7 protein-coding genes and 2 pseudogenes are annotated in these 10,299 nt (G+C 61.8%); 6 read left to right on the top strand and 3 right to left on the bottom strand.

Translation table 11 applies throughout. The features are described 5' to 3' along the window. Positions 1–349 precede the first annotated feature (349 nt). The 6 genes and pseudogenes from ACESMD_RS04685 to ACESMD_RS04660 all read left to right on the top strand — a co-directional run bounded on the left by ACESMD_RS04685 (position 350) and on the right by ACESMD_RS04660 (position 7,004). A complete protein-coding gene (locus tag ACESMD_RS04685; RefSeq protein ID WP_372610799.1) occupies positions 350–1,228 on the top strand; it encodes an AEC family transporter in 879 nt (292 codons plus the stop codon). 385 nt (positions 1,229–1,613) lie between these two features. Further along, entirely contained in the window at positions 1,614–2,816 is a 1,203-nt protein-coding gene (locus tag ACESMD_RS04680; protein WP_372610797.1) for a glycine betaine/L-proline ABC transporter ATP-binding protein, read from the top strand. A gap of 5 nt (positions 2,817–2,821) precedes the next feature. Further along, the gene (locus tag ACESMD_RS04675; protein WP_372610801.1) at positions 2,822–3,655 is read left to right on the top strand and encodes an ABC transporter permease; all 834 of its coding nucleotides are present in this window, start codon (positions 2,822–2,824) and stop codon (positions 3,653–3,655) included. Between the two features lie 80 nt (positions 3,656–3,735). Beyond that, positions 3,736–4,608: a glycine betaine ABC transporter substrate-binding protein gene (locus ACESMD_RS04670; RefSeq protein ID WP_372610795.1), complete on the top strand. Its 873-nt coding sequence runs from the start codon at positions 3,736–3,738 to the stop codon at positions 4,606–4,608. A 285-nt stretch (positions 4,609–4,893) separates the two neighbouring features. Then, entirely contained in the window at positions 4,894–5,310 is a 417-nt protein-coding gene (locus ACESMD_RS04665; protein WP_372610793.1) for a universal stress protein, read from the top strand. Positions 5,311–5,381: 71 nt separating this feature from the next. Continuing rightward, positions 5,382–7,004 (top strand): annotated as a pseudogene (locus tag ACESMD_RS04660) (BCCT family transporter). A 91-nt stretch (positions 7,005–7,095) separates the two neighbouring features. Here the strand turns inward: ACESMD_RS04660 and ACESMD_RS04655 are convergent. The 3 genes and pseudogenes from ACESMD_RS04655 to ACESMD_RS04645 form a co-directional block, all read right to left on the bottom strand. Next, positions 7,096–7,817: pseudogene (locus ACESMD_RS04655) on the bottom strand (3'-5' exonuclease). A 10-nt stretch (positions 7,818–7,827) separates the two neighbouring features. Further along, positions 7,828–9,723, bottom strand: a complete 1,896-nt coding sequence (locus ACESMD_RS04650) for a DUF294 nucleotidyltransferase-like domain-containing protein (protein ID WP_372610791.1) — start codon at positions 9,721–9,723, stop codon at positions 7,828–7,830. A 156-nt stretch (positions 9,724–9,879) separates the two neighbouring features. After that, positions 9,880–10,263, bottom strand: a complete 384-nt coding sequence (locus ACESMD_RS04645; RefSeq protein WP_372610789.1) for a DUF4168 domain-containing protein — start codon at positions 10,261–10,263, stop codon at positions 9,880–9,882. Between the last annotated feature and the right edge of the window lie 36 nt (positions 10,264–10,299).

Here is a 10,299-nt window from a genome sequence, read left to right as displayed (position 1 = left end):
TCCTAGCAAGACGCCCGGCCCCGGCCGGGCGTCTTGCGTTATGCCATCTCCTCTGCCTCGATCACACCGGTCTGAACCCGCCACTGGCCGTTGCGGGCCAGCAAGTCGGCGTGGGTGCCAGGGTATTTCCGGCCGGCACTCGAAGGTTTAACTCCTCGACACCTTGCGAACCAGCCGCAACAAGGACTGGAATCTATTATGAGGGGCATTGGCAGACATTCAGACGTATCCCGGCAGTAGCGATGAATCGACGAAAGTGAGGCCATGAATCGAGGCCCGACGCCGACCAAACTTGCATGGCCAGGCGCCGGTTCCGGACAATAACAGCCTTTCCTGCCGAGGACCTGCCATGCTCGCCCAACTTTTTGCCGTGATGGCGCCCGTAATAGCCGGTGCCGGGCTGGGGTTCACCTGGATTCGTATGGGCTATGCCTATCCCATCGAGTTCGTCACCCGCCTGGTGTTCAATATCGGCACACCGGCGCTGGTCCTGGCCTCGCTGTCCGGCGCCGACATCGATGCCGGCAGCTTCGGCCTGACCATGCTGGCCACGACTCTGGTGCTGGTGGCCATGGCGGGACTGACCTTCGTGCTGGCCTGGCTGCTGAAACGCGACTGGCGAGTGTTGCTGGCACCGACCATGTACCCCAATACCGGCAACATGGGTCTGCCGGTTGTGCTCTACGCCTTCGGCCAGTCGGGCTTCGTGTTCGGCATCACGGTGATGGTCACGGTGGCGCTTTTCCAGTTCACCCTGGGCACCATGCTCATCAGCCGAGGCAACCCCCTGAAGACTCTGGTCAAGACGCCCACTGTCTACGCCATCCTGATCTCGCTGGCGCTGTTGGTGACCGACACCGACCTGCCACTCTGGCTGCACAACAGCGTGGACCTGATTTCCGGCTTCACGGTACCGTTGATGCTGATCACCCTGGGCGTGTCGCTGGCCAGTATCCAGGTCAGGAATCTCAAGGCCGGCATCGGCTTCAGCCTGCTGCGCATCCCTCTCGCCGCCCTGATCGCCTGGGAGATAGGTCACCTGCTCGGCCTGCCCGAGATGGCGCTGGCCATCCTGGTCCTGCAGATGAGCATGCCCGTGGCGGTGTTCAATTACCTCTTCGCCCAGAAGGCCAAGCGGGAACCCGAGTACACCGCCAGCCTGGTGTTCTGCTCGACGCTGCTCTCGCTGGTCTACCTGCCGATACTCCTGGCGATACTGATGCCTTGACCGGTAGGCGATTACTTCACCACCCCCCTTTCGCGCAGTGCCTGGCGTTGGGCCTCATCGATGCCCAACTGCTCGAGCACTTCATCGTCCTTGAGGTTGATCGAGAGGCTCTAGATCATCGAACGGGAAGTGATCCTCGATGGCCATATCGGACGCCTCGACGGGGCCCTTCGATACCGACTTCCGTGCCGTTCACTCGGCCTTTCGAGTCGCCTTACCGCAACAATCGAATTTGAATGGCCATTCAATAACCACTAAGGTATACACCTTACCCGTTATCAACGCTGCCGCACTTCATCATGCGGTCGACATCAATACGTCGACAGGCGACCCCAGGGGAGGCGATTCCTCCGTCAATCCAGGGGGCTGACAGAAGGCATAGCCAATGAACGACAACCGCAACGTCAAGATTCGGGTTCGCAACCTGAGCAAGGTCTTCGGTGGCAACCCGAAGAAGGCGCTCGAAATGCGCGACCAGGGGCTGAAGCGCCCCGAGATCTTCGAGAAGACCGGCCAGACGCTGGCCCTTTCCAACATCGACTTCGATGTCTACGAGGGCGAGCTGCTGGTGATCATGGGGCTTTCCGGGTCCGGCAAATCGACCGTGATTCGCTGCCTCAACCGGCTGATCGAGCCCAGCGAAGGCGAGATCGTCATCGACGACGAGGACATTCCCAAGCTTGGCGATAAGGCGCTGCTGGAGTGCCGTCGGCGCCATTTTTCCATGGTATTCCAGAACTTCGCACTCTTCCCGCACCGCACGGTACAGCAGAACGCCGAGTTCGGCCTCGAGATCCGCGGCGTGGAGAAAGCCGAGCGCACCGAGACCGCCCGCAACGCGTTGGAACAGGTAGGCCTGGAGGGCTGGGAAGACGCCTACCCCAACCAGCTCTCCGGCGGCATGCAGCAGCGCGTCGGGCTGGCCCGGGCGCTGGCCAACGACGCCACCGTGCTGCTGATGGACGAGGCCTTCTCGGCCCTGGACCCGCTGATCCGCGGCGACATGCAGCAGGAACTGCTTGAATTGCAAAACCGCATGCAGAAGACCACGGTGTTCATCACCCACGATCTCGATGAGGCGCTCAATATCGCCGACCGCATCATCCTGCTCAAGGATGGTGAAATCGTGCAGGTCGGCACCCCGGAGGGGGTCCTCACCAAGCCGGCGAACGACTACGTCAAGCGCTTCATCGAGGGTGTGGACATGTCCAAGATCCTCACCGCCGAACACGCCATGCGCCCGGTACGCGCCGTCGCCCGCGATACCGACGGCCCGCGCACCACGCTGCGTAAGATGCATGAAAACAACATCGACTCTATCTACGTGACCCGCCGCGACCGCACACTGCTGGGCCTGGCCGAGGTCGATGCCGTGGTGGAGGCGGCAAAAGAGAGCAAGGACACTATCGAAGACATCTTGACGCAGGATTTTCGCACCGTTGGCCTCGAGGAACCCTTGCACAACCTGTTCGCCATGTTCAGCGATAAGGGGTACCCCATCGCCGTGGTGGATGCCGAGCAGCGGCTGCTCGGCGTGGTGGTCAAGGGGGCCATCCTCGATCAACTGGCACAGGCAGGAGACAAGTAATGGCTATCGACATTCCAAGAATCCCGCTGGGCGACTGGATCGAGGGCGGCCTCAACTGGCTGACCACTGAATACTCCGGTGTGACCCGCGGCATCTCACGGGTCACCCAGACCGGCATCGACGGGCTCAACGACGGGCTGATGTGGCTGCCGCCCTGGGCCCTGCTGCTGATCATCGTCGGCCTATGCTGGTGGGTGGCGAGCTATCGCCTGGCCATCGGTGCCGCCCTGGGCATGGCACTGATCTGGAATCTCGAACTCTGGAACCCGATGATCGAGACCCTGACCCTGGTGGTGATCGCCACCCTGGTGGCCGTGGTCATGGCGATCCCCGTGGGTATCACCGCGGCGCTCTCCGAGCGGCTCTACAAGACCATCATGCCCATACTCGATTTCATGCAGACCATGCCGGCCTTCGTCTACCTGATCCCGGCGATCCCCTTCTTCGGCATCGGCTCGGTGTCGGCGATCTTCGCCACGGTGATCTTCTCCATGCCGCCGGCGATACGCTTCACCACCCTCGGCATCCGCCAGGTGCCCAAGGAGCTGATCGAGGCCGCCGATGCCTACGGCGCCACCCGCGGTCAGAAACTGTTCAAGGTGCAGTTGCCACTGTCGCTGCCCACGATGATGGCGGGCATCAACCAGACCATCATGCTGGCGCTGTCCATGGTGGTGATCGCCGCCATGATCGGCGCCGCCGGCCTGGGCAGCGAGGTGTGGCGCGCCATCCAGCGGCTGCGCCCGGGCGACGGCTTCGAGGCAGGCATCGCCGTGGTGATAATCGCCATGCTGCTCGATCGGCTGACCCAGTCGTTTCGTAAGAGTCGCAAGCAGTAGCACCTCTCGGTCGACCGGGTTGAAATCCACCCGGAGCGCCTCAAGGTAGTTATATGAACGCTCAAAAAAGAGGCAAAATGATGATCAAGCACCCCCTAAGCCGTACCATCCGTTTCGCCAGCCTGGCCATGGTGGCCGGTGTCGGTCTCGCCGCCGGTGCCGCCCAGGCACAGGACAAGGGCAGCGTCCACCTGGCCTACGTCGAGTGGTCTTCCGAGGTCGCCTCCACCAATGTAGTGCGTGCCGTGCTCGAGCAGGCCGGCTACGAGGTAGAATTGACCTCGCTGTCCGCCGCCGCCATGTGGCAGTCCCTGTCCACCGGCGATGCCGATGCCATCGTTGCCGCCTGGCTGCCGACCACCCACGCCGACTACCTGGAGCGGGTGGGTGATAAGGTCGTCGACTTGGGCCCCAACCTGGACGGCACCAAGCTGGGGCTGGTCGTGCCGGCCTACACCGACGTCGACTCCATCGCCGAGCTCGACGAGAACGCCGACACCTTCAATGGCACGATCACCGGCATCGATCCGGGCGCCGGCCTGATGGGCCTCACCGAGAAGGTCGTCGAGTCCTACGAGTTCGAGGAGATGGACCTTCAGAGCGGCAGTGGGGCCACCATGACCGCGGCCCTGGCCAGTGCCATCAACAACGAGGAAGACATCGTGGTCACCGGCTGGACCCCCCACTGGATGTTCGCCCGCTGGGACCTCAAGTACCTCGAGGACCCGGAGAACGTCTACGGCGGTGCCGAGCAGATCAATACCATCGCCCGCCAGGGCCTGAAGGAGGACATGCCCGAGGCCTACGCCATCCTGGATGCCTTCGAGTGGACCCCCGAGCAGATGGGTGAGGTCATGCTGATGAACCAGGAAGAAGACGCCGAGCCCTACGAGAATGCCAAGCAGTGGGTCGAGGAGAACCAGGACGTGGTCGAGGAGTGGCTGAACGGCTGAAACACCACGTAACGGGCCTGATCCACGCATCAGGCCCGGTCCTCAGGGGGAGATGCCATCCGGCTCTCCCCTTTTTTCATCCAGTTCTGTTCTCAATCCGTCCTGTCTCGCTCCCAAGGCCTCTTGTCGCGATTAGGCGACAGCTGCCTGCAAACTTTTTTCCTAATCATGTAAAGTGCGGCAGGATCCCTCTCCGGGGCGTTGACTAGGCCTCGGGCAGGATGCTGAAAAGCGAACACACTCGACGCAGCGGCGGGTTTTCGCCGTCAACAGGGAGACACAGACATGTATCGCAAGATCATGGTACCGGTAGACCTGGCACACCTGGACGTCATCGAGCCGGCGCTGGAAAAGGTGGCGGACCTGGCTCGACACTACGATGCCGAGGTCTGCTATGTGGGCGTCACATCCAACGCACCGAGCAGCGTGGCCAGGACGCCTCAGGAATATGCGCAGAAGCTAGAGGCCTTCGCAAAGGAACGGGCCGAGGCACATGGCCAGCCGGTCAGCACCAAGACCATCAACAGTCCCGACGTAATCGCCGATCTCGATGACCTATTGATCAAGGCGATCGATGACGTGGAAGCCGACCTTGTCGTCATGCCGACTCATCCACCCAAGCACCTGGATGTCGTCATACCGTCTCACGGTGGCAAGGTAGCTACCCATACCAAGGCGTCGATCTTTCTGATCAGGCCCTGACGCCGAGCCGATGCTGAACGCCATTTCCAACAACACCCTTTCCAACTACGCCACCAGCAGGGAGAAACTTCGTGGAGAATCATTCCAACGACGATAAACCCCAGGGGGCCAGCAACGGCTCCGAAGGCATTCCGGCCCCCGATGGGGCCGCGAACCTGATCGATACCGATTATGTGATCGGCCAGGACAACATCACGACCCGCACCTTCGGTGTGGATGTGGACCTGCATGGCAAGGTCTTCACCATCTCGTCCATCGTGATCCTGTTCTTCGTGATCATCACCCTGGCGCTCCAGGAGCAGGTCACGCCGATCTTCGACGTCGCCTTCAGCTTCCTGACCGGCAACCTGGGTTGGTTCTTCCTGCTCGCGGCCAACATCTTTGTGCTGCTCTCCGTCGTGCTGATCTTCACCCCCCTTGCGAAGGTACGCATCGGGGGGGGGCGATGCCACGCCGGACTTCAGCTACGCCGGCTGGTTCTCGATGCTGTTCGCCGCGGGCATGGGGATCGGCCTGATGTTCTATGGCGTGTCCGAGCCCTTGACGCACTTCGGTACGGCGCTGAGCGGCACCACGGTCGAGAATGGCGCGCGTACCGACTGGGCACCGCTGGCAGCTGCCGTAGGTAATGAAGAGGCGGCCACCGCCCTGGGCATGGCTGCCACCATCTTCCACTGGGGTCTGCACCCCTGGGGGATCTATGCTGTCGTTGCGCTGGCCCTGGCAATATTTTCCTTCAACAAGGGCCTGCCGCTGACCATGCGCTCGATCTTCTACCCGATTCTGGGAGAGCGCATCTGGGGCTGGCCGGGGCATGTCATCGACATCCTCGCGGTCTTCGCCACCCTGTTCGGCCTGGCCACGTCGCTGGGCCTCGGTGCGTCACAGGCTTCGGCGGGTCTGAGTTACCTGTTCGGCATTCCGAACAACAACGTCACCATGGTGCTGTTGATCATGGGCATCACCGTCGTCGCGTTGATGTCGATCCTGGCCGGCGTCGACAAGGGCGTGCAGCGCCTGTCGATACTCAACATGGGGCTGGCCTTCCTGCTGCTGGGGTTCGTGATCCTGGTCGGGCCGACGCTGATGATCGCCACGGGTTTCTTCGAGAACCTGATGGCGTATGTCGTCAACCTGCCGGCGCTCTCCAACCCCTTCGGTCGTGAGGATGCCAACTTCAGCCAGGGTTGGACTGCCTTCTACTGGGCCTGGTGGATCTCCTGGTCGCCCTTCGTCGGCATGTTCATCGCCCGGGTCAGCCGGGGTCGCAGCGTGAGGGAGTTCCTGATCGCCGTGCTGCTGGTGCCATCGACCAGGTGATCCGCGATGGCTTCGAGGGGGTTCAGAACGCTGACCTGGAACTGCAGCTGTTCGTGATGCTCGGCCAGCTGCCGCTGACCCAGATCACCTCCTTCGTGGGCATCGTGCTGGTGATGGTCTTCTTCATCACTTCCTCTGACTCCGGCTCGCTGGTGATCGACTCAATCACCGCCGGCGGAAAGGTCGACGCGCCCAAGCCGCAGCGCGTGTTCTGGGCGATCATCGAGGGCGCCATCGCCATCGCCCTGCTGCTGGGCGGGGGCCTGGCGGCCCTCCAGACAGCGGTGATCACCACTGGCCTGCCCTTCACGCTGGTGCTGCTGGCGGCCTGCTACGCCATCGTCAAGGGCCTGATGAGCGAGCCGCGCGGCTGACAGCCACCGGTCCTCATGCGGCAACACGAGAAGGCGGCCTGCGGGCCGCCTTCTCGTGTCCGATCCTCGTGAAACGCGCTTCAGTGCTCGGCTAGCTCCAGAGTTCGCCCATCGGCGTATCCAACGTATAACGGGCGGCGATCTGTGCCTGGAGGAGTTCGGCGGTGGCCAGGGCATCGATCAAGGCATGATGGCCCTGATAGGCCGGCAGCCCGTATCGCTCGCGACTGTTGTGCAGGCGGATCGACACAGGTGGCCGCCTCATCCGGTGTCGAAAGCGCGTCCAGAGCGACTGGCGATGGAGCCTGGCTTCCAGCGACATGGTGTCTATCACCGGGAAGAGGATACCCTCTCCGAGGCGAGCCTGAACGGCCGAATCGAGGAAGGGCCGTTCGATATGCCGGAAATGGACTACCACCAGGCGACCCGCCAGGGCCTCCAGCAACTCGGGTAACACGGCCTCCAGGTCCGGGCGTATTCGGCCTCGGAATGGGTGATGCGGTGGAAGGCCACCGACTCACGCAGCAGGGGCCGCGGTGGATGTACCACCCAATAGCGACGCTCGGCGAAGCGGATTCTCGCCATGTCGAAGGGCACCACCCCGATGCTGACGATGGCATGGCGACTCGGATCCAGGCCCGTGGTTTCCATGTCCATGGCCACCATCGGAACCTCCGCGATCAGGGTCTGCGGTGCCGGTGTGCCGGCCGAAAAGAAGTCCGCCAGGAGGGGATGCCGCGCCTGAGCGGCACGACTGGCCAGATAGTCGGGCCAGGTCGGCCCCTGTCGTCGACGAAGGGGAAGGTAGGACACTATGGAGCCTCTAGGAGGGGACCGGGTAGCGGAATTTCAGAAACTTCTGGGCATTGCTGAGGAGCTGGAAGGCATCCTTGAGGTTATGACGTTCGCTGTCGGACACATTTTCCGGCTCGATAGTGTTGTCCGGCGAACGGTCGTTGCGAAGATCGATGACCTGGTGACGGATACGCGACATGGAAAGAAACTCCAGCGCGTAGCGCAGCTTGTCGCTGACGCCCATAGCGAGCAGTTGGGTCTTCTCGATGTCATCGAGACGGGCGAAGCTGTTCTGGGCCCGGGAACCGCAGGCCAGCGCATGGACACGGATCAGATCGGTCAGGGGGGCGGTACCGCGGCGCTTGAGGTTGATCGAATTGTTCTGCTTGCCGTTCTTTTCCATCACGAAGGTCCGAAAGAACCCCAGCGGCGGGGTCCGATTCAGGGCATTGCGCGCCATGGCGGCGAGAAACAGGGGGCTCTTTGGGGCGACTTCGGCCACCATGTCCTGGAGCTCTTCGACGTAAAGATTCTCGCCGTAAACGCTGTCTAGGTCGAAGAAGATGGAACTGTGCAACAGGCGCTCCGGCGTCGGATCACGCATCCAGTCACGAAAATAGCCCTTCCACACCGACAGCGGCTGCCGCCATTGGCGATTGGTGGCCATGATGTCGCCGGTACAGTAGCTGTAACCACAGGCATCCAGGCCATCGCTGACCCGCTTGGCCAGCTCACTGAAGTAGGCATCGTGCGCCGCGGCATTGAAGTCGTCACTCAGCACCATGGCATTGTCCTGATCGGTGACGATGGACTGCTCGTTGCGCGCCATGGAACCCATGGCCATGAAGCAATAGGGCACGGGAGGCGGACCGAGTTCCTCCTCGGCCAATTCCAGCAGGCAACGGGAGAAGCTGCGCTCGATGGTCGAGAGGGCACTGCCGATCATGCGTGAATCGGCGCCATCGTCCACCATGCGGATGAAGGCCGAACGGACATCCGGCGCCAGCCTGGCCAGGCCTGCCACACTGGACTGGTTGAAGATATTGCTGACCAGATAATGGCTCGAGTGGGTCTCGTGGCAGATGATATCGGAGAGATGGAGGATACCGATGGGGCTGCGACGATACAGGACCGGCAGGTGCTGGATGTTGTTGCGCAGCATGCACAGCATCGCCTCATGGATCGACTCGCCGGACTGGATGCTGATCAGCCGGTCACTGACCACCTCCCCCACCGGGGTGTCCGGAGGCAGCCCCTCGGCCACCACCCGCTTGCGAAAGTCACTGTCGGTAAGAATGCCTTTTACCTGCCAGGCTCGTTCCTGGCTGTCACGGAACGTATAGCGAGGATTCTCGCCCGGCTTGTCCAGTACCAGAACCGCCGAGGCATGCACATCACCCAGTTGTCGTGCGCAGTCCTGGACAGTGGTGGAGGCTTCGACCATCAGGGGATAGCGCGTCAGCAACTTGCGCACGCGGGTGATCATCATGTCGTTGTGTTTCTTGTGTTCCTCCACCGCCGTTTCCAGACGTGGGCGCTCGAGCTCAACGAAATCGGCAAAGTGCTCATCGGCCTCACAGAGCCGATTGAAGAGCGCTTCAGGAACGAAATAAATAAGGGTGTCTTCCATGGTCCGGGCGGGGAATCGTGCCCGATGGTTCCTCAGCAGGCTGAAGTGACCGAAGATGTCGCCCTCGCCCATAAGGTTGTAGAGATCCCCATTGCGGCGCTTGATTTCCACGGCACCGCTGCGGATATAGCAGAGCTCATGGACCTCCTGATCGATCGTGAGGATGTCAGAGCCCGCCTTGTAATACGCCACCTCGATCCCGGCGGCCAGCTCATCCAGCAAGTCATCGGAGAGCGTGTCGAAGGGAGCGAAGCGCCCCATGTGCTGGCGAATCTCGAGGAGTTCAACATCCATGCGCGGCGCTCCGTCAACCGATGCGTGATGCCTGATAGTCTGAAATCCCCATCGGATGCTGTAAAGTGCACTTCCGCCATGCCGATGAGGCACCCATCAAAAAGCCACCCGCGAGGGGTGGCTTCTTGATGACGACAATGTGCGCGATTCTCTGGCTTATGACTGAGCCATTTCCTGAACACGCTGCATCATCTCGGGGTCCTGCTGGATGGCCTGGCCGATGGCGTTGAAGGTATCGACATCGAGACCACTGTCCTCGACGACCTCGACCATGCGGTCGTTGGCTTCCATGCGGACTTCCTGCTGGGCTGCTTCATCTTCGGCAGCGTTCAGGCGCTCGGTGTACTCCTGGGAAAGCATGGCGATTTCCCGAGACGCATCGGCAAACTGCTGAAGCTGGGCGTCGGAGAAGTCCTGCGTCGGGGCCTGGGCCTGGGGCTGCTCGGAAGCGCTGGCCGAATCCTCCTGTGCATGGGCCGTCATTGACAGCATGCCGGCGGCGAGCAGGGCAGCGGAAAAAAGGGCAGTCATCCGTTTCATCAATACCTCCAGTCTTGCTATGAATGTGGACTCATG

Source organism: Halomonas sp., from assembly GCF_041689495.1.
In the GTDB taxonomy this organism is placed as follows: Bacteria; Pseudomonadota; Gammaproteobacteria; order Pseudomonadales; family Halomonadaceae; genus Halomonas.
The sequence above is the reverse complement of the archived record's forward strand: the minus strand, read 5'-3'. Positions and strand labels throughout refer to the sequence as shown.

What these genes read in the sequence shown, in the direction of transcription:
- ACESMD_RS04685 (WP_372610799.1), top strand. Translation starts at nt 350, where the DNA reads ATGCTCGCCCAACTTTTTGCCGTGATGGCGCCCGTAATAGCCGGTGCC.
- ACESMD_RS04680 (WP_372610797.1), top strand. Translation starts at nt 1,614, where the DNA reads ATGAACGACAACCGCAACGTCAAGATTCGGGTTCGCAACCTGAGCAAG.
- ACESMD_RS04670 (WP_372610795.1), top strand. Translation starts at nt 3,736, where the DNA reads ATGATCAAGCACCCCCTAAGCCGTACCATCCGTTTCGCCAGCCTGGCC.
- ACESMD_RS04665 (WP_372610793.1), top strand. Translation starts at nt 4,894, where the DNA reads ATGTATCGCAAGATCATGGTACCGGTAGACCTGGCACACCTGGACGTC.
- ACESMD_RS04650 (WP_372610791.1), bottom strand. Translation starts at nt 9,723, where the DNA reads ATGGATGTTGAACTCCTCGAGATTCGCCAGCACATGGGGCGCTTCGCT.
- ACESMD_RS04645 (WP_372610789.1), bottom strand. Translation starts at nt 10,263, where the DNA reads ATGAAACGGATGACTGCCCTTTTTTCCGCTGCCCTGCTCGCCGCCGGC.